The sequence below is a fragment of the Plantactinospora sp. CNZ320 genome, from assembly GCF_002846275.1.
In genome coordinates this window covers 3,393,765-3,412,087 of record NZ_PJMP01000001.1, presented here as the reverse complement: position 1 = coordinate 3,412,087, position 18,323 = coordinate 3,393,765, and the positions used below count along the sequence as shown (strand labels likewise).

At 73.0% G+C, this 18,323-nt stretch carries 18 protein-coding genes; 2 read left to right on the top strand and 16 right to left on the bottom strand.

The annotated features are described in order from the left end of the window. Positions 1–185: 185 nt before the first annotated feature. The 3 genes from CLT71_RS14890 to CLT71_RS14880 all read right to left on the bottom strand — a co-directional run bounded on the left by CLT71_RS14890 (position 186) and on the right by CLT71_RS14880 (position 2,448). Positions 186–536, bottom strand: a complete 351-nt coding sequence (locus CLT71_RS14890; RefSeq protein ID WP_101367634.1) for a hypothetical protein — start codon at positions 534–536, stop codon at positions 186–188. Further along, positions 529–1,509, bottom strand: a complete 981-nt coding sequence (locus CLT71_RS14885; protein ID WP_101367633.1) for an acetylxylan esterase — start codon at positions 1,507–1,509, stop codon at positions 529–531. Before CLT71_RS14885 ends, CLT71_RS14890 begins: the two co-directional genes overlap by 8 nt. 231 nt (positions 1,510–1,740) lie before the next feature. Further along, on the bottom strand, positions 1,741–2,448 hold the full coding sequence (locus CLT71_RS14880; RefSeq protein ID WP_101367632.1) for a GTP cyclohydrolase II: 708 nt from the start codon (positions 2,446–2,448) through the stop codon (positions 1,741–1,743). A 229-nt stretch (positions 2,449–2,677) separates the two neighbouring features. Here CLT71_RS14880 and CLT71_RS14875 point away from each other — a divergent pair, with 229 nt between their 5' ends. Next, positions 2,678–3,370: a dihydrofolate reductase family protein gene (locus CLT71_RS14875; RefSeq protein ID WP_101367631.1), complete on the top strand. Its 693-nt coding sequence runs from the start codon at positions 2,678–2,680 to the stop codon at positions 3,368–3,370. Between the two features lie 62 nt (positions 3,371–3,432). On the opposite strand, the gene CLT71_RS14870 is transcribed toward CLT71_RS14875, so the two are convergent. The 5 genes from CLT71_RS14870 to CLT71_RS37475 form a co-directional block, all read right to left on the bottom strand. Continuing rightward, the gene (locus CLT71_RS14870) at positions 3,433–4,560 is read right to left on the bottom strand and encodes a lysylphosphatidylglycerol synthase transmembrane domain-containing protein (RefSeq protein WP_101371458.1); all 1,128 of its coding nucleotides are present in this window, start codon (positions 4,558–4,560) and stop codon (positions 3,433–3,435) included. A 193-nt stretch (positions 4,561–4,753) separates the two neighbouring features. Then, positions 4,754–5,614 (bottom strand): class I SAM-dependent methyltransferase, encoded by an 861-nt coding sequence (locus CLT71_RS14865; RefSeq protein ID WP_101367630.1) that lies wholly within the window; start codon positions 5,612–5,614, stop codon positions 4,754–4,756. Next, entirely contained in the window at positions 5,611–6,837 is a 1,227-nt protein-coding gene (locus CLT71_RS14860; protein WP_101367629.1) for a glycosyltransferase family 4 protein, read from the bottom strand. The genes CLT71_RS14865 and CLT71_RS14860 overlap by 4 nt, the downstream gene beginning before the upstream one ends. Before the next feature lie 115 nt (positions 6,838–6,952). Beyond that, positions 6,953–7,351 carry a 6-carboxytetrahydropterin synthase gene (locus tag CLT71_RS14855; protein ID WP_101367628.1) on the bottom strand — a complete coding sequence of 133 codons (399 nt, stop codon included), beginning with the start codon at positions 7,349–7,351 and terminating at the stop codon, positions 6,953–6,955. 44 nt (positions 7,352–7,395) lie between these two features. Further along, positions 7,396–8,388 carry a zinc-dependent alcohol dehydrogenase gene (locus tag CLT71_RS37475; RefSeq protein WP_199187908.1) on the bottom strand — a complete coding sequence of 331 codons (993 nt, stop codon included), beginning with the start codon at positions 8,386–8,388 and terminating at the stop codon, positions 7,396–7,398. 113 nt (positions 8,389–8,501) lie between these two features. Between CLT71_RS37475 and CLT71_RS14840 the strand changes: the two genes are divergently transcribed. After that, positions 8,502–9,344 carry a CDP-alcohol phosphatidyltransferase family protein gene (locus CLT71_RS14840; protein ID WP_486483266.1) on the top strand — a complete coding sequence of 281 codons (843 nt, stop codon included), beginning with the start codon at positions 8,502–8,504 and terminating at the stop codon, positions 9,342–9,344. A gap of 115 nt (positions 9,345–9,459) precedes the next feature. Here CLT71_RS14840 and CLT71_RS14835 read toward each other — a convergent pair whose 3' ends face one another. The 8 genes from CLT71_RS14835 to CLT71_RS14800 form a co-directional block, all read right to left on the bottom strand. Further along, positions 9,460–10,242 carry a hypothetical protein gene (locus tag CLT71_RS14835; RefSeq protein ID WP_101367626.1) on the bottom strand — a complete coding sequence of 261 codons (783 nt, stop codon included), beginning with the start codon at positions 10,240–10,242 and terminating at the stop codon, positions 9,460–9,462. Between the two features lie 104 nt (positions 10,243–10,346). Continuing rightward, complete coding sequence (locus CLT71_RS14830) at positions 10,347–12,542, bottom strand: Hsp70 family protein (RefSeq protein ID WP_101367625.1); 2,196 nt, start codon at positions 12,540–12,542, stop codon at positions 10,347–10,349. A gap of 58 nt (positions 12,543–12,600) precedes the next feature. Next, complete coding sequence (locus CLT71_RS14825) at positions 12,601–14,157, bottom strand: fused response regulator/phosphatase (protein WP_101367624.1); 1,557 nt, start codon at positions 14,155–14,157, stop codon at positions 12,601–12,603. Then, complete coding sequence (locus CLT71_RS14820; protein ID WP_101367623.1) at positions 14,154–15,536, bottom strand: sensor histidine kinase; 1,383 nt, start codon at positions 15,534–15,536, stop codon at positions 14,154–14,156. The genes CLT71_RS14825 and CLT71_RS14820 overlap by 4 nt, the downstream gene beginning before the upstream one ends. Positions 15,537–15,549: 13 nt before the next feature. Beyond that, complete coding sequence (locus CLT71_RS14815; RefSeq protein WP_101367622.1) at positions 15,550–16,578, bottom strand: ATP-binding SpoIIE family protein phosphatase; 1,029 nt, start codon at positions 16,576–16,578, stop codon at positions 15,550–15,552. Then, a complete protein-coding gene (locus CLT71_RS14810) occupies positions 16,560–16,985 on the bottom strand; it encodes an ATP-binding protein (RefSeq protein WP_101367621.1) in 426 nt (141 codons plus the stop codon). The genes CLT71_RS14815 and CLT71_RS14810 overlap by 19 nt, the downstream gene beginning before the upstream one ends. Further along, a complete protein-coding gene (locus CLT71_RS14805; protein ID WP_101367620.1) occupies positions 16,982–17,431 on the bottom strand; it encodes an STAS domain-containing protein in 450 nt (149 codons plus the stop codon). The genes CLT71_RS14810 and CLT71_RS14805 overlap by 4 nt, the downstream gene beginning before the upstream one ends. Further along, positions 17,431–18,306, bottom strand: a complete 876-nt coding sequence (locus tag CLT71_RS14800) for an STAS domain-containing protein (RefSeq protein WP_101371456.1) — start codon at positions 18,304–18,306, stop codon at positions 17,431–17,433. The genes CLT71_RS14805 and CLT71_RS14800 overlap by 1 nt, the downstream gene beginning before the upstream one ends. Positions 18,307–18,323: the final 17 nt, after the last annotated feature.

Here is an 18,323-nt window from a genome sequence, read left to right as displayed (position 1 = left end):
GCCGGAGGAAAAGCGGTGGACGTGGATCTGACAGTCGTCGTCGACCGTGGTGCGGACGGGTCGGGTGCGACCGGTCGGGAAGCCGGGTAATCATACGGCGACGCCCCGCTTCGGGTGGGCCCCGTACGTTGGCCCGGACGCCTCCCACCGTCGCCGGCCGGAGGCGCCCGGGGCCGTGCCGGGAACTATCCGGTGCCGGTGCCGGTGCCTGTGCCGGTAGCGGTGCCGAAGGGCGCGCGGGCCAGTGGCACGCGTACCGGCTGGCGGCCGTTGAACCGGAAACGCAGCAGCTCGGCCGCGTCGACGACCGCGTCAGCCAGGTGCACGTCACGGCGTGCGGCGACCCAGTCGACCAGGGCCGCCGGATCGCGTAGCGCCCCGGTGAAGTGCACCAGGGTGGCGTACCAGATGTCCCGGGTGAAGTCGGCCTCGAACCAGCCGGCCAGCACCGCGTCGCGGCCCCGGGCGAAGAGCCGGTCGAAGGCGGCGCCGTAACGGGCGGACGGCTCGGCTACTCTGCGTTCCGACTTACCCACGGTCGCCGAAGAGCCGGCGGAGCAGTGCAGCCTGCCGGGGGAACTGGAAACCCGCCCCGCCCTCGTGCCCGTTGTACGGCCACACAGTCATCTCCTTCTCCTCGCCCGCGTAGTGGTTGAAGGCGGCGTAGACAGTCGACGGTGGACAGATCGCGTCCATCAGGGCGACGGAGAAGAGCGCCGGGGCGGTCGCCCGGCTGGCGAAGTTGACCGCGTCGAAGTAGCTGAGGGTGTGGAACGCCCGGTCCACGTCGTTGCGGTGCGTTCGCAGGTACGTCACCAGTTCCTGGTACGGGGTGGCGTCGGTTATCTCGGTGGCCCGCCGGTAGTGGCAGAGGAACGGCACGTTCGGCAGCACCGCCGCGAGTCCGTCGACGAGTCCGGCGACGGCGAGGGTGATCCCGCCGCCCTGGCTGGTGCCGGCCACCGCCACCCGTTCCGGGTCGACCCGGGGGTGTGCGCGAACCGCCTCCACGGCCCGGACGGCGTCGGTGAAGACCCGACGGTAGTAGTAGCTGCTCGGATCGGTGATTCCCCGGGTGAGGAAGCCGGGGGTCTGCGGCAGGCCGACCGGGTCCGGGTCCGGGGTGTCGCCGACCAGCTGACCGGCGCTGCCCTGGCCCCGGGTGTCCATCACCAGGTGGGCGTAGCCGGCGGCGCTCCAGGCCAGCCACTCGTGCGGCAACCCGCGCCCGCCGCCGTACCCGAGGTAGTCGACGACGCAGGGGAGCCGGCCGGTGCTGTGCCGGGGGAGCAGGAACCAGCCGCGTACCGGCTGGCCGGCGAAGCCGGCGAAGGTGACGTCGAAGACCTCCACAGTGGCCAGTCCGGCGTCGTACGGCTCGAACCGTGCGGGGAAGCCGGCGTCACGGGCCTGGCCCAGGGTGTCGGCCCAGAAGGCGTCGAAGTCGGCCGGTTCCTCGCGCTTCGGCAGGTAGTCGCGCAACCGGTCCAGTGGCCAGTCGACAAGCATGCGCCGTCTCCTCTCGTCGTCGCGGGCTCCAGGGGGTGCGGCCCGACGAACGGCCCCGGCCGCGAGCCGGGGATCCCGAGTCGGAGGGTAGCGCCCGCGGTGACCACCGCCATCTGCCCGGGCAGCGCCTTCCGGTCCGACTGGCACGAGACCGACGCCGACCACCCTGGGCGCCGGGGTGCCGGCTCCGAGCCGGGCGCGGACGGACGGGTTCCGCCCCGGCCCGCCCCCTCAGTCGGCGAGCGGCAGGTCGATGGTGTGCGCGGTGTGGTTGGCCTTCGTCCGTAGATATCGGGCGTTGGCGGCGGAGAGGTGCACCCCGGTGGGTACCCGCTCGGTGACCCGTACGCCGAGCCGGTCGAGTTGTTCCGCCTTGTCGGGGTTGTTGCTCAACAGGGCGACCCGGCTCGCGCCGAGGGCGCGCAGCATCTGCGCCGCCACGGTGTAGTCGCGCTCGTCCTCGCCGTGGCCGAGCGCCAGGTTGGCCTCGTAGGTGTCCAGCCCCACGTCCTGCAGGGCGTACGCGTCGAGCTTCGCGTACAGCCCGATGCCCCGGCCCTCCTGCCGCAGGTAGAGCAGGAACCCGCCCTGCTCGCTGATCCGCTCGACCGCCTCCCGCAACTGCGGGCCGCAGTCACACCGCTGACTGCCGAAGACGTCACCGGTCATACACTCGCTGTGCGGTCGCACCAGCGGGGCGGCGGGACCGTCGACAGACTGGCTCAACCTGCTCCGCCAGTCACCCAGCCCGAGCGCGAGATGCTCCCGGCCGTCCACCAGCCCGTCGAAGGTGAAGACACTCGCGGTCGCGGTGTAACCGTCGGCGAAGCGGAGCGGTACGGTCACCTGCCGACGGACGGTGGCGGCCGGAACCGCCCCGACGGTGTCGAGCGTTTCGGGTGCCTCGGCGGTGGTTACCTGGGGCGGTGTGTGCGGCATCAGTTCTCCCTCTTGGGGTCGGGTGCGTACGCCCTGAAGATCTAGGGTGCCTCTCTCGGGGGTGTGCCCGCCCGCGCATCTACAGAGCGTGGAGGCTGGTACCCGGTGTGCGGTCATCCGATGCGGGGCATCTGACCTGCGTCGGGACGAGGTCGGCGGGGACGGGCGCCGACGATGCGGAAGACTGACCCACCGCGCGGTGGAGATCATCGACGGAGAGGGGCGACAAGTGGGCGACCGGCCGTACGTGCTGCTCAGCTGCGGCATGTCAATCGACGGCTACCTGGACAACGCCGGCGAGACGCGCCTGCTGCTCTCCAACGACGCCGATTTCGACCGGGTCGACGCGGTACGCGCCGAGTGCGACGCCATCCTGGTCGGCGCGGGTACGGTCCGACAGGACAATCCGCGACTGCTGGTCCGATCGCCGCAGCGCCGGGCCGAGCGGGTGGCCCGGGGGCTGCGGCCGACACCGGTGAAGGTGACCGTGACCGGCCGGGCCGACCTGGATCCGACCGCCCGGTTCTTCGTCACGGGCGACATCGACAAGATCGTCTACTGCGCGAGCCCCAGCCTGGAGGAGGCCCGCAATCGTCTCGGCGAGGTGGCGACGGTTGTCGACAGCGGTGACCCCGTCGACCTCGAACTGGTGCTCTCCGACCTGCACGCCCGGGGCGTGTCCCGGCTGATGGTCGAGGGCGGCGGGCAGATACACACCCAGTTCCTCACCGCCGGTCTCGCCGACGAGTTGCAGCTGGTGATCGCGCCGTTCTTCGTCGGTGACTCCCGGGCGCCACGTTTCGTCGGTGACGGCCGCTTCCCGTGGGGACCGGACCGCCGGGCGGAGCTGGCCGATGTCAGCCAGATCGGTGACGTGGTGCTGTTGCGGTACGCCCTGTCGGAGCGGTTCGGCGGGGCGTGACCGGCACACGGCGGCCTGGCCGGCCGGGGCGGCGGGGAGCGTGCGGCGGGCCTTGCCGCCGGTCACGCGACCGCCCGGGGCAGCCGGAGCCGCGCCGTCACCCGCTCACCGGATGTCACGGTCGCGGGTGCGACGACGACGGAGGCCACGGTCACGGGTGTGCCGACCGTGGTGGCGTCGATCGTGGTGGTGCCGGCCGCGCGGAGTCCGGCGACCCAGCGGGCGACCAACACCACGGCTCCGGGCAGACTCGCGACGAAGGCGAGCACCCCGTAGACCACCGCGACTGTGAGGCCGAGCGAGGCGCCCAGCCCGGCGGCGCCGAAGGCCCAGGCGGTGACGCCCTCCCGGGGACCCCAGCCGCCGACGTTCAGCGGCAGCGCCATCGCGATCAGGGCCAACAGCATCAGCGGTACGAGTTGGTCCACCGGCGCCGACGAGCCAGCGGCCCGGGCCGCGACGACGAAGGTACCGAGATGTCCGGCCAGCACCACGGCGGAGGAGAGCGCCACGCCTGGCCAACTGCGCCGGGCCAGCAGCCCGAGCCGTACGTCGGAGACGGCCGTCCGGCACGCCCGGCGCCACCGTGAGCCGGCGGGACGGGCCGCCTCCGGCTCGGCGGGTCGGGTGAGCCGCCGTCGACGCCGCAGCACCAGCCAGCCGCCGATGCCGAGCGCACCGGCAGCCAGCAGGATGCCGCCGAGCAGGACGGCGGCCGGCAGCGGACCGGTCGGACCGGAGCCGACAACGGTCGGCAACGGGGCCGGATAGCTGAGCAGCAGCACCAGCACACCGACGGTGACCAGCACGATCTGTCCTGCCGAACGTTCCAGCACCACGGCCCGAACGCTGCGACCCACATCGTGTACGTCCCTGCCGTGCCGTACCGCCCGGTGCACGTCCCCGAGTACGCCACCGGGCAGCGCCGCGTTGAGGAAGAGCCCCCGGTAGTAGTCGGCGATCGCCCTGCCCAGCGGCAACCGGATGCCGAGACCCCGGGCCACCAGGCACCAGCGCCAGGCGCTGAAGACAGTGGTCAGCAGCCCGATCCCGAGCGCGGCGAGCAGGGTGCCGGCGTCGATCACCCGCAGGCCGTCCAGGAACGCCTCGGTGCCGAGCCGCCACAGCAGGAAGCCGAGGATGGCGGCGCCGCCGAGCAACCGTGCCCAGGCCCAGAAGGTACGCCTCACGACGCCGCCCGGTCCGCCGGAACTCCCCGCCGTGCCGTACTCGCCCCGCACATCCGCCAGCCTCCCTCGATCGGTGTCCCGCCAGTAGTACGAGGCAACCGGGCCTGCGGTTCATCCGAGCGTGACGAGGTGGCGGTACGGCTTGATCTGTGCGTGGCGAGCGTGGCTTGATTCGTGCGTGGCGAGGGTGGCTTCAGGCGTACGTGGCGAGCAGGTCGGCGTGCCCGACGACCACCCGCAGCTCACCGGCGGTCGCGGCGGCGAGCCGGCGCTGCAGGTATCCGGCGGCCGGGCCGGCCAGCTCCGGACGGTGCTCGACGGCGGCGGCCACCCAGCCGCGCAGCCACCACGCGGCCAGTTCCGCCTCGGCCGGGCCGAGCCGCCAGGGGCTGGGCCGGACCCGCACCTGTGCCCCGAGCCGGCGGAACGCCTCGGCGGTCGCGTCCACCGCGTCCGGGCCGAGCAGCCGTTGGCCGTCGCCGGTGCCGCGTCGCTGGTGGGCGTTGAACGCGGCGGCGATCTCGGCGTCCAGCGGGTCGGCCGGGGAGAGTTCCACCTCGCCCAGCACCGAGAGGGTCAGCAGCGCCGGACAGCCGGCGTCGACGCAGGCCGTGACCAGCCGTTCCACCTCGGCCAGGCTGAGCAGGTCGAGCAGGGCGGAGGCGGTGACCAGGGACGCCCCGGCGAGATCGTCGGCGGTCAGTTGGGTGAGATCGCACACCCGGGTCAGCACGCTGACCGGCGAGCCGTCGGCGGCGGTATCCGGAAGGTGGTCCCGGGCGTGCGCGAGCAGCCCTGCCTCACGGTCGTAGAGCACCCAGTGCTGCGGACCGGGCAGCCGACCGGCGAGCCAGCGCCCCATCGAACCGCTGCCGCAGCCCAGGTCCCGGATCACCGTCGGACCGGTCTCGGGCAGGACGCCGCGCAGCGCCTCCACCAACTCGTCCGCCCTGGCCCGGGCGTCGGCCGGCTCCCGCAGCCCGAGCCAGGCCAGGCTGTACGGCGAATCGTCGACCCCGCCGTCGGGTTGAGTTCGCTCACCGTGCTCAGTCATGCGGTCCCCTCGGTGCGCTCGCTTCCGTGCTCAGTCATGCCGTCCCCTCGGTGCGCTCGACTCCGCGATCCTTCCAACGGATCGTCCCGACCGGGCGACGACGGATCGTCCCCGGTTTCCCGTGGCTGCCTGGGTGCTCCCGGTTGCCGGGCCAGCGCCGTCAGCACCTCACCCAGACGGGCGGCGGTGACCTCCCAGCCCGGCAGTTCCGCCCGGCGGTGCCGAGCGGCGGTCCGGAGCCGGTGCCGCAGCTCCGGTTCGTCCAACCAGCGGCGCAGCGCCGTGGCCAGCGCCGCCGGGTCGCCGGGCGGCACCAGCAGCCCGGGTACGGCGCCGTCGGGTGCCCGCCCGACCGCCTCCGGTAACCCGTCGACCTCGCTGCCCAGCACCGGTACGCCCCGGGCCAGCGCCTCGGTGACGACCATGCCGTACGGCTCGGCCCGGGACGGCAGCACCAGCAGGTCTGCGGCTTCGTAGTCGGCGGCCAGCTCGGCTGCGGTACGCGGACCGGCGAACCGTACCCGGTCGGTCAACCCGGCCGTCCCAGCCGCGTGCCGCAGCCGGTCGACGTAGTCCGGATCGCGGTCGACGGGGCCGACGAAGCGGCAGCTCCACTGTTGGTCGGCGAGGCTCGCCAGCGCTTCGACAAGTACGTCCTGCCCCTTGCGGGGGATGACCGAGGCGACGCAGAGCAGGTTCGTCGCGCCGTCGGTACCCGATGCCAGCGGTGCGGCCGCGACCCCGGGTGGCACGACGTGCACCCGCCCGGCGGGCAGGCCGTGCCGGCGCACCAGGGCCCGCCCGGTCCCGGCGCTTGTCGCGACGATCGTCGGGACCGCCCGCAGGGTGCGCCGTTCCAGGTCGTCGAGCCGGGCCGCCACCTCGGGTGGCAGCCCGGTCTCGTCGCGCAGCGGCAGGTGCACCAGCACCGCCAGCCGGAGCCGATCGGCGGCCGGGGCCACGACCTCGGGTACCCCGCAGGCCACCAGCCCGTCCAGCAGCACCACCGCGCCGTCCGGTACGCCGTCGAGCGCGGCGGCCAGCGCGGCCCGCTCGGCCGGGTCCGGCCGGGGCCAGTTCCCCGGTACGGCCAGCTCGTGCACCTGCCAGCCGAGCCCGACCAGCCCGGTGATGACCTGGCGGTCGTAGGCGTTGCCGCCGCTCGGGGTGCCCGGGTCGTCGATGTCCCCGGGCAGCACCACGTAACCGGTCCCGGCGCTCACCGCGCCGCCTGCCTCCCCGGCTTCCGCCGGGCGCCGCCGGGACCCGCTGCTGTCGTGCCGGGATCCGCTGCTGTCAGGCCGGGGTCCGTTCCGGTCATGCCGGGATCCGCTGCTGTCACAGGGTCCGCTCGTAGCTGGCCCAGGCGATGTGCGACTCGTGCAGCGTGACGGTGATGCCGGTCAGGCCGCGCGCCCCGGCCCCGAGCGACCCCGCGTGCACCCGTTCGGCGAGCCGGTCGGCGATGATCTGGGCGAGCGCCTCGGTGGAGGTGTTGATCCCGGCGAGCGAGGGCTCGTCGTCCAGGTTGCGGTAGTTGAGTTCGCCCAGCACCTCGGCCAGCTGCCCGGAGGCCAGCCCGATGTCCACGACGATGTTGTCGGCGTCGAGTTCGGGCCGGCGGAACGTGGCGTCCACCACGAAGGTCGCCCCGTGCAGCTTCTGCGCTGGCCCGAAGACCTCGCCACGGAAACTGTGCGCGATCATGATGTGGTCACGGACGGTGATGCTGAACAAGGCTCTCCTCCTGGGTGTTTCCCGCTCGGGTCGGTCTGTCGGAGCTAACGGTCGGTGGCCGCGTCACCGTAGTCGACCAGGTGACACAGCGCGGACAGTTCCCCGCTGACCAGCCGGGGTAACACCTCGGGCAGCTCGGTGAAGGCGCAGGTGCCGGTGAGCAGGGCGTCGAAGACCGGGTCGGCGAGCAACTCGAGGGCGAGCGCGAGCCGGTCGGCGAAGGTACGCCGTCCGCGTACGTTCGGTGACACCGTACCGACCTGACTGCTGCGTACCACCAATCGGCGGGAGTGGAAGTTCTCGCCGAGCGGCACGCTTACCTGGCGGTCGCCGTACCAGCTCAGCTCGACGACGGTCCCCTCCGGAGCGAGCAGTTCCAGCGAACGGGTCAGCCCGGCCGACGTGGCGCTGGCGTGCACCACCAGGTCACGGTCGCCGGCCGCGTCGCCGGGCAACGCGAAGTCGACGCCGAGCGCGGCGGCGACACCCGCCCGGCCGGGATCGGCGTCGACCAACTGCACCCGGGCACCGGGGAACCGGGCGAGGACCCCGGCCACCGCGCTGCCGACCATCCCCGCCCCGACGACAGTGACCCGGTCGCCGACCAGCGGCGCGGCGTCCCAGAGCGCGTTCACCGCGGTCTCCACGGTGCCGGCGAGCACCGCCCGGGACGCCGGCACCCCATCCGGTACGACGGTGACCGCCGACGCCGGCACGATGTACCGGGTCTGGTGCGGGTAGAGGCAGAAGACGGTACGCCCGAGCAGGTGCTCCGGCCCCGCCTCGACAAGTCCGACGTTGAGGTAGCCGTACTTCACCGGGCCGGGAAAGTCGCCCTCCTGGAACGGGGCGCGCATCGTCGCGTACTGGTTCGGCGGCACCTTGCCGGCGAAGACCAGCGTCTCGGTGCCCCGGCTCAGCCCGGAGTGCAGGGTGCGGACGAGCACCTCGTCGGCACCGGGTGGCGCCAGCGTCGCCGACCGGATCTCGCCCCGGCCGGGTGTAGCCAACCAGAAGGCCTGGGTACGCACTGTCAGCAACTCCTTTCCCGGTGCGATGAACCGAACGCGGATGTTTTCCGTTTCCACGGGGGTGGGCAGCGGCAACGATACGCGGCGCGTCGATCGTGCCAAACCGTGACGGAGGAACGTTGACTGTCAGTGATCATCTGATCCCATCATCCCTGGTCCGGCTGCGTCCCGCGCGGCAGCGGGCGGGATCCGCACCGCTCGACGCCGGCCGTCCCGTACCGGCGGGTACGCCGGCCCACCTGGAGGGACCTGGCGACCTGGACGGACCGGCGGTGGGGCTGGCCGTCCAACTCGTACTGCTGGCGGCGCTCTCCGCCACGGTAGGGCTGGGGCCCGCCGGCTGGCTGGCCGGCTCGGCGTACGCGGTGGTCACCTGGCTGCTGCTCAGCCGGGCGATGCGCCGATCCGGCGCGCGGCTGCTCGGTGCGGCCAACCAGGTCACCCTGGCCCGGGGCACCCTGGTCGGCGCGGTGACAGCCCTGGTGGCGTCCTCCTTCTGGGCGCCGGCCCCGGTCGGGCTGCTGGTGGCGGTGGCGGGCGTGGCGCTGGCGCTGGACTGGGTCGACGGTCAGGTCGCCCGGCGCACCGGCACGACCTCCGCGCTCGGCGCCCGGTTCGACATGGAGGTCGACGCCTTCCTCATCCTGGTCCTGAGCGCCTATTTGGCGCAGTCCCTCGGCCCCTGGGTGCTGGCCATCGGCGTCCTCCGGTACCTCTTCGTCGCGGCCGCCTGGGCGCTGCCGTGGCTGAACGCGGCGCTGCCGCACCGGTTCTCCCGGAAGGTCGTCGCCGCGATGCAGGGCATCGTGCTGGCGGTGGCGAGTTCCGGGCTGCTTCCCGGACCGCTGGCGTACGCGTCGGTCGGGCTGGCGTTGGCGCTGCTCTGCTGGTCCTTCGGCCGGGACGTCGGCTGGCTGTGGCGGGCACACCACCGCGACCCGGTACCGGCCGGCCCGCGCTGAACCCTGCCCGGCCCGTGCCGAACCAACCGCACCGTCGACCACCGCACAGTCAGCACTGCCGCACAGTCAGCGCTGCCGCAACGTCAGCGGCCGCACAGTCAGCACAGTCATCCAGTCAGCGCAGCCGCTCGATCGTCACCGGGATCAGCCCCGCCGTCCTGGCCGCCGTGGTCAGCTCGCGCAGCAGTGCTCCGATGGCGTCGTCCCGGCTGCCGGCCAGGTCGGCGGTCAGATCCAGGCACCAGGCGGCACCGGCACCGATCCGGCGCAGCTCCCAGGTGAAGGCGTCGGCACCGATCCGGCGTGTGGCGGTACCGACGACGCCGGTCCGGGTGCCGCCCCGGCCGGGCCGCATCCGCCAGGTGCCGAGCAGTCCGGTAAGCGCCTCTGTATCGAGCCCGGCGGTGAAGAGGACCCGGTGTATCCGGGTTTCGCTGAAGCCTGGGGTGGCCAGGCCCGGGTTCAGCCGCAGCGGTGCCGAGACGGGCAGCCGGATGCCGTCGTCGAAGTAGCCCCGCAGCATCTCCTCGCCCGGTAGTTCACCCCCGCCGAGATGGCGGTAGACGAACTCGATCTCCTGCCGGCTGGCGGCGACGACCCGGTCACACAGGGCGGCGTCGGCGCGTACGCCCCGGCTGAACTCCGAGGCGCCCCGCCAGCGGGAGCCGCCGGCCGTCCACCCGGCGCTGTCGAGCCGTACCGCCGAATGGTCCCGGCCCAGCACGAACTCCTCGACGAGGATCCCCGCCGGGCCGGCGAAGTCCGGATTGTCGGGTCGGACCAGGTAGTAGTCCAGCATCGAGCCGGCGGCGACCGGCCTCGCCGCCGTCCCCGGGCGGGATGCGGCCGGGCGCGGCCACCGGGCCGCGCCGTCCGGTTTCGCGGATACCGTCGGCATGCCATGCATTCTCGGCCGGGAATCCGTTCCGACGGTCGCGGCTCGCCCGGAAAGGGTCGCCGGAGATGGTTCCGACGCCTCCACGCCCTCGGCAGACCTGGGAGTCAGCGGATCTCGGGAACGGCGGGCTCCTGCTTGTCGTACCGGCCGAGGGTGCGTTGCCAGGCGGCCCGCCAACGACCGTCGGCGACGATCCGGCGCAACGTCTCGCTGAGCCAGGCCCGGAACGGCTCGTCGCCCCGGCGCAGGCCGATCCCGTACGGCTGCGGTGCGAAGGCCGGGCCCACCAGCCGGAATCCGGTTCTGCCGTCGGCGGCCAGTCCCACCAGGGCCGGTCCGTCCCCGGTGATCGCGTCGACCGCGCCGGTGCGGAGCGCCTGCGCGCACTCCTGGTAGCCGCCGAGCGACGTCAGCCCCAGCGACCGGCCGCCGAGGTGCTCTTCGAGGAGACGGCCGTGCGGCGTGCCGGTGACGGTGCAGATCCGGTACCCCTTGGTCCGTAGCGACTCGGGGCCGGTGATGGTGGTCTCGTCAGGCCGTACCAGCAGTCGCTGCCCCGGCAGGTGGTACGGCCCGGCGAACGTGACCCGTTCGGTGCGGGTCTCGGTGATGGTGTAGGTGGCGATGACGAGGTCGACCGCGCCCTGCTCGATGAGTTCCTCCCGCCCCGTCGACGGCGCCTCGGTCCACCGCACGCGGTCGGGGTCGATGCCGAGTTCACCGGCGATCAGCCGCCCGATCTCCACGTCGAACCCGGTCATCGTCCCGTCGGGCTCCCGGTAGCCGGTGCCGGGGAGGTCGAACCTGCTGCCGATGGCGATCTGCCCTGCCGCCTGCAACCGTCGCATGGTCGTACCTTCGGCGAAGGCCGGCGACGTCTGCGCACTCGGCGTCGGGTCGGCCGCCCCACCGCCCGGGCGGTCCCACGGTCGCCACACCACGGCGACGGCCAGCACGGCCAGCGCGAGCAGCCCGGCGAGCAGCATCCGACCGCTCTTCCAGGGCGGCGCCGGGCCCGTGGCGCCGGCCGGCGGCTCGCCCCCTGCGGCCGGAGCTGGCGGGCCGGGCACCGGTACCGGCGAGGCGGGCGCCGGCACCAACGGGTCGACCGGCGGTATCGCAGAGCCGGTCGGGGGAGAAACGGCCCGCGCAGAGCCGGTCGAGGGAGAGCCGGTCGGGGAAGAGAGCGGCGGTGCCGGGGCGGGGCCGGTCGGCAGCATGTCGTCCGGCGGTACCGCGAGGGCGCCCTCGGCCACGACGAGTTCAGGCTGCTCGGTGACGACCGGTGCCACCCCGAGGGCCCGGTGCAGCAGCGTCGCCGCCAGTGGTATCCGGCTCGCGCCCCCGACCAGGACGACGGTGGCCGGTCCCGCGCCGGGGCCGGCCGAGCGGATCGCCGCCACCGTCACCTCGACGGTACGGTCCAGCACCACCCGGGCCAGCCGTTCGAACTCCTCCCGGCCGACCGGTACCGACTCCTCGAAGAGCGGGACGTGCAGGTAACCGACCGAGCTGCGGCTCAGACTCTCCTTCGCCCGGCGGGCCTCGTCCCACAGTGCCAGCGCGGCGCGGCGGTCGACGTCGTCGCCCGGTGCGGTCAGCCGCTGCCACCGGACCGGATCACGCTGTGCCAGCAGCCGGCCGACGTGCCCGACGAGCGTCGCGTCGAGATCCAACCCGCCGGTCTGCGGCAGCCCGTCGGTGGCCAGCACGGTGAAGCCGCCCGTGGCGGTACGCCGGACGACGGTCGCGTCGAAGGTGCCCGCACCGAGGTCGTAGACGGCGACGTGACCACCGGCCGGTACGTCCAGTACGCCAGCCCCCACCAGGTAGCTCGCGGCGGCGACCGGCTCGGCGGCGAGTCGGGGCTCGGGCAGGCCGGCTTCGACGGCGGCGGAGACCAGCAGCGCCCGCCGGGTCGGCCCCCAGGTGGCGGGCACGGTGAACAGTACGGATCCGGGCCCGCCCGGCCCTGCGACCCGGTGGGCCTCGTCGGTGACCCGGGCCAGTGTGGCGGACACCAGCGAGGTGACCGGGACCTCCCGGTCGCCGAGCCAGACCGTGCCCTCGCCGATGCGCCGCTTCGGGTACGGCTCGAAGCCCTGCGGCCGTCGTCGGGCGGCATCGATGGCGTCCTGACCGGACAGAATCGTGCTGCCGTCCTCCACACAGGTGGCCGAGGAGAGCAGTGGCGAACCGTCGAAGAGCAGTGGTCGGGTACGCCCGTCCGGCCAGCGCAGCACGGCGACGGTGTGCGACGTTCCATAGTCGACACTCAGCCGGAAGCCATCGTCCGCCACGGTGGCAGCCTAGTCGGCGCCCGACGGTCCGGGACGTCGGCGTCCCGCCCCGGTGGCCTCAGTGCCGGCGCAGCGCCACCACGGCGATGTCGTCGCTGACCTCCACCGGGCCGAGTTCGGCCAGCAGCCGCTGGCAGAACCCGTCCAGGTCCGGTTCGACGGCCGCCGCGCTGCCGGCCAGGTCGTCCAGCCGCCGGTCGAGGTCGACGTCCCGGCGTTCGACCAGGCCGTCGGTGTAGAGCACCAGGGTGGCACCGCGAGGAAGGACGAACTCCAGGTCGTCCGGCCGGTCGGCCCGGACCCCGAGCAGCGGAGCCCGGTGTACGACGAACTCGGTCGAGTCCGCCGTGACGACAAGCGGAGGCAGGTGTCCGGCACTGGCCAGCCGGATCCGGCCGGTCGCCGGCTCGAGGGTCAGCAGGCAGAGCGTGGCGAACTCGCCCGGCAGCAGGGTGCGCAGGAGTTCGTCGACCCGTTCCAGGATGGCGCCGGGCGGGTGCCGCTCCACCGCGTACGCCCGGATCGCGTGCCGGAGTTCGGCCATCACGGTCGCGGCGTGCAGCGAGTGCCCCGCCACGTCGCCGATCGCCACGACCAGCCGGTCGTCGATCATCGCGAGTTCGTAGAAGTCCCCGCCGACCTCGGTCTGCGCGCTCGCCGGCTCGTAGCAGACGGCCAGATCGAGTCCGGGCACGGTGGGCAGCCGCCGGGGCAGCAGGCTGCGTTGGAGCGTGACCGCGATCCGGTGCTCCTCGTCGTACGAGCGCTGTGCCTCGACCGCCGTCGCCACCGCCTGGACGAGCTGGCTGAGTACGGCGGACTCGGTGGCCAGCACCGATTCCGGTACCCCCACCTGCACGGCCGGGCGATCGGGCCGCAGCCGTGCGGTGGCCACCCGGATCCGGTCGTCCGGACGGCCGGGCACCGGCCAGTCCGTCGCCGCCTCGGTGCGCATCCCGAGTCCGACCGGCACCGCCCGGAGGTCGGCCGTCCACTCCTGGATCGTCGCCGGCCCGTCCGGTTCGCCTACCACCGCCGCGAAGCCTCGCCCGTCGGCGTCCTGGCCGGCGACCAGCGCCCCGGTGCCGAAGATCCGGGCCGCTCCGCTCGCCGCCGCGGTGAGCATCGACGCGAACGAGGGTGCCGCGTTCACCGCCAGGGTGGTCTCGGCGAGCCGGGCGAGCCGGGTGGCGAGCAGTTCGGCCCGGCTGCGGGCCCGGTAGTAGCGCAGCGCCGCCTGGGTGGTGGCGATCAACTCGTCCGGCTCGATCGGCTCGACGAGGTACGCGTCCGCGCCCCGGGTCAGCCCCTGCGCCCGGTCGGCCACGCTCACCGCGTGCGCCGACACGTGGATCACCGGTCGGGAGGCGTGCCGAGGATCGGACTTGATCCGCTCGCTCACCTCGAACCCGCTCATGTCGCCGAGCCGCACGTCGAGGACGACCAGATCGATCTCCTCCCGCTCCATCCGCTCCAGCGCGGCACCGCCGCTGTCCGCCTGCACGACTGTGAACCCGGCCCGGGTCAGCCAGCTCACCAGCAGGTACCGCTTGGCGGCGCTGTCGTCGACCACCAGGATGGTGGCGCCGGTGCCGACCTGTTCCGGGCTGTTCACGGCACCGGACTCAACGGCAGGTGGACGGTGAACGTACTGCCCCGGCCGGGCTCGCCGGTCACCCGGAGGTCGCCACCGAGCAGTCGGGAGAGCCGCCGGGCGTACGGCAGCCCGAGTCCGGTACCCCTGGCGCCGGTCGCGGATCCACTCCCCGGTACCTGGTAGAACTCCTCGAAGATCCGTTCCTGGAGTTCGGTGGGTATGCCGATCCCGGTGTCGCTGACCCGGACGACCAACTCGTCGCCGACGACCTCGGCCGTCATCCGGACCTCGCCGTGCTCGGTGAACTTGAGCCCGTTGTGCAGCAGGTTGCGCAGTACCTGGGTCAGCAGCACCTCGTCGGTGCGGATCACCGTCGGTGGTTCGGGGTCGACGACCACCAGCTCGACCTCGGGCCGGGTGGCCATCGCGCGTACCGTGCCCCGGAGCTGGCCGAAGACGGCCCGCAGCTCCACCTCGGACCAGTTCGGCTCGATCGCGCCGGACTCCGCCTTGCCGAGGTCGAGCAGGTCGTTGACCAGCGACAGCAGGTCGGCGGCGGAGCCCCGGATCAGTTCGGCCTGCTGCCGCTGCTCGGCGGTGAGCGGGTCGGAGGCCGGGTCCAGCAGCAGCCGGGTCAGCCCGATCACCGCGGTCACCGGTGCACGTAGTTCGTGGCTGACGTTGGCCAGGAACCTGGTCTTCGCCTCGCTGGCCGCGCGGAGCTGCACCGAGCGGTCCTCCAACTCGGCGTGCAGCGCGACGACGCCCCGGTTGGTCTCGTCGAGTTCCTCGGAGAGCTGCGTGTAGAGCGCCAGCACGCCGTGGTTGGTCTCGGCGAGTTCCGCGTTGAGCCGGGCGAGTTCGTCGCGCTGGGCCCGGGTCTCCTCGAGTGCCGCGAGGAGTTGCTCGTTCTGCTCGGCCATCTCCTCCAGCGGAGTACGGGCGGCCGAGCCGTTCAGGTTGTCGCGTATCACGTCGAGCCGCTCCGGCGTCAGCGTGGTAGTGGCGGGGATCTTGCGGGTCATCCGGATGACTGTGGCGGCACCGTCGTGGCCGACGTCGAAGGTGTCGACCAGCCGGCCGACCAGCAGGGCGCCGGTGAGCGTCTGCGCCGACGTGCCGGCGGGCAACACGGTGGTGATCTCGGTGACCAGCGTCGCCCTGGGCTCGTCGACCGCCGCCGTGAAGGCGACATCGGCCCGTGCCGGGGTGGACAGGGTGACCACTAGGTACCGGCCGATCTCGCTCAGCGCGGTGGCGAGCCGGACCTGGTCCTGGTGTTCCAGACCGACGGCGGCGGCGACCTCCCGACCACGCTGGCGGACCAGGAACACGTCCGACTCGGCACGCAGCGTCAGCCGCAGCAGCGTCGGACCGGTCGGCGTGCCCTCGGTCATGCCCGGTCCCCGGTCACGGCGCGCCCCGGGCGACCAGGACGCAGGCGTCGTCGCGGCGTACGGCGGCGTCCCGGAGGAGCGTACCGGCGATCACCTGGGGCGAGCGCCCCCGCAGCCCGGGATAGTCGGCGAGCCGCCAGCGGTCGGTCACCCCGTCGCTGTGCATGATGAGGCAGGCGCCGCCGGGGAACGGGTAGTCGAACTCGCGTACGGTCCGGCGTTGGTGACCGACGATGCCGGGCATGGAGACCAGGCCGCGCCGCTCGTCGTAGTGCTGCACGGCGCCGGAGATGTTGCCGAGCCCGGCGTACCGCAGCAGTCCGGCCTCCGGGTCGAACTCGGCGACCGCGGCGGCGGCACCCCGGGTGTGGCTGATCGCCCGGTGCAGGTGTTCGAGGACCGCCGCCGGGGGCGCCGCCGGGGCGAGGTGGAACGCGTTCACGGCGGCCCGCGCGGCCAACGCGGCGAGCGGCCCATGCCCGAGCCCGTCGCAGACGAGCACCTGCCGCCGGCCCTCGACGGTACGCATCGCGAACCCGTCGCCGCAGGACTGCTCGCCGCTCATCGGCCGGCTGAGTCCGGCGATCCGGTCCGGCTCCGGTGCTTCCGCCGGCCAGACCTGTGCGGCGCTCACCGTGCCGCGTCCGGGCAGGGAGTAGACGTCGAACCAGCTCGACTGCCGGCCGATCGCCCCCAGCCCGATCCCCAGCGAGCCGGCGGTGGAGTGGCCGTCCTGGGTCGACGAGAGCACGTCGGTCATCCCGGGGCCGGAGTCGACGGCGATCAGCTCCACCCCGGCCACCTGGTCGGTCCGGACCGGCCGGACCAGTAGCTGCCCGTGGTCGGCGTGCTTGACGAGATTGCTGGCGAGTTCGGCCGCCACGATGGCCAGGGCACCGCTGTGGGCCTCGTCGAGCCCCAGCCGGCCGGCCAGCGATTCGGCGGCCCGGCGTACCGTGCCGACCGCACCGGGCTCCTCGACCTGGAACCATATGCCCTCGTCGACGAGCCGGTGGTCGTTGCTCACATTGATCGCGCCCATTTCGTGATGGTTACCCGGGTGCCCCGACCGACGCCGGTGTCCACCTCGAACTCGTCGACGAGTCGACGGGCGCCGCCGAGGCCGAGGCCCAGCCCGCCGCCGGAGGTGTAGCCGTCGGTGAGCGCCAGCTCCAGGTTGGCGATCCCGGGGCCGTCGTCGGAGAAGACGATCCGGATGCCCCTGCGGCGGCCGTTGTCCACGATCTCGACCTCCGCGCCGCCACCACCGCCGTAGACCAGGGTGTTCCGGGCCAGCTCGCTCGCGGCGGTGACCAGCTTGGTCTGGTCGACCAGGGAGAGCGAGACCGCCACGGCGGCGGTGCGGACGAGCTGCCGGACCCGGACCACGTCCGCGTCCGCGCTGATCGTCACGAGCTGCGCGGTGGCCAGCCTCGGATCCCCGGTCAAGGTGTGGTCGCCGTCGGGTGGCCGGAGTCGGGGCCGAGGGCGAACATCCACGCCGTGTCCGATTCCGCGCCCGGTTCGGCGTACGGCTCCTCCTGCCGCGACCGGGCCAGCAGTTCCATGCCGCGTTCGACGTTGAGTGCGGTCCGGATGCCGTTCAACGACAGGCCCAGCTCGACGAGGGTGATGGCGACGGCCGGACGCATCCCGACCACCACTGTTTCGGCGTCCAGCACCCGGGCTATCGCGGCGATGGTGGAGAGCATCCGGCCGACGAAGGAGTCGACGATGTCCATCGCGGTGATGTCGATGATCACCCCGTGGCAGCCGCTCTCCACGATCCGGTCGGAGAGGTCCTGTTGCAGGGCCAGCGCGGTCTGGTCCTCCATGTCGACCTGGATCGAGACCAGGAGCAGGTCGCCGATCTTGAGGACCGGTACCCGGTCCATCAGGCGCCCCGGGTCGCGGCCGGGCCGGTGCCGTTGTTTCGTCGGGACTGCTCGATCATCCGTAGGGCGTGCCGGAGCGCGTCGGCCAGGGTCGCCTTGGTGGCGATGTCACCGAACTCGATGCCGAGCGCCACGATGGTCTGGGCGATCTGCGGCCGGATCCCGGAGACGATGCACTCGGCGCCCATCAGCCGGGCTGCCACCACGGTCTTCAGGATGTGCTGCGCGACCTGGGTGTCCACCGCCGGTACCCCGGTGATGTCGATGATCGCGTACGGCGAGCCGGTGTCGACGAGGGTCTGCAACAGTCGTTCCATCACGACCTGGGCCCGGGCCGAGTCCAGGGTGCCGACCAGTGGGATGGCGACCACGCCCTCCCAGAGTTTCACCACCGGGGTGGAGAGCTCCAGGAGCTGCTCTGCCTGCTCGCTGAGCAGCTCCTCCCGGGACCGGGCGTACCGCTCGAAGGTGAACAGCCCCAGCTCGTCGACGACCGCGGAGGCGGCGACGTAGTCCGCGAGCGCCTGCTTGTCACCGGACCGCACGTCCAGCACGTCGAGCAGGGCGTCCTTGAGCGCGAGTACGCTGACCGCGGTCTCCGAGGCGGTGAAGCCCTGCTGTGCCCGGCTGCGGGACATCTCCACCAGGTTGGCCCGGAGTGCGGCCGAATTCTCGGCGGCCAGGTCGAACCGTCCGTGCTCGAGCGCGGCGGTCAACGCCCGGTAGATCTCCTGCACCTGCTGGCGCAACTCCGCCTGGGTCATCCGGCTGCGCAGGGAGGTGGCGACGACCTCGATCCAGCGTTCGACCAGTCGTTCCGAGTGGGTTTCGAGTACCCCGGCGAATCGGCTGCTCTCGTCGGCCGTGATGCCCATCGTTCCCTCCCCGATCC

Excerpts from the sequence above, each read along its gene's own strand:
- CLT71_RS14880 (WP_101367632.1), bottom strand. The coding sequence starts at position 2,448 with ATGCCGCACACACCGCCCCAGGTAACCACCGCCGAGGCACCCGAAACG.
- CLT71_RS14885 (WP_101367633.1), bottom strand. The coding sequence starts at position 1,509 with ATGCTTGTCGACTGGCCACTGGACCGGTTGCGCGACTACCTGCCGAAG.
- CLT71_RS14865 (WP_101367630.1), bottom strand. The coding sequence starts at position 5,614 with ATGACTGAGCACGGTGAGCGAACTCAACCCGACGGCGGGGTCGACGAT.
- CLT71_RS14815 (WP_101367622.1), bottom strand. The coding sequence starts at position 16,578 with ATGGGCGCGATCAATGTGAGCAACGACCACCGGCTCGTCGACGAGGGC.
- CLT71_RS14820 (WP_101367623.1), bottom strand. The coding sequence starts at position 15,536 with ATGACCGAGGGCACGCCGACCGGTCCGACGCTGCTGCGGCTGACGCTG.
- CLT71_RS14805 (WP_101367620.1), bottom strand. The coding sequence starts at position 17,431 with ATGGACCGGGTACCGGTCCTCAAGATCGGCGACCTGCTCCTGGTCTCG.
- CLT71_RS14835 (WP_101367626.1), bottom strand. The coding sequence starts at position 10,242 with ATGCCGACGGTATCCGCGAAACCGGACGGCGCGGCCCGGTGGCCGCGC.
- CLT71_RS14800 (WP_101371456.1), bottom strand. The coding sequence starts at position 18,306 with ATGGGCATCACGGCCGACGAGAGCAGCCGATTCGCCGGGGTACTCGAA.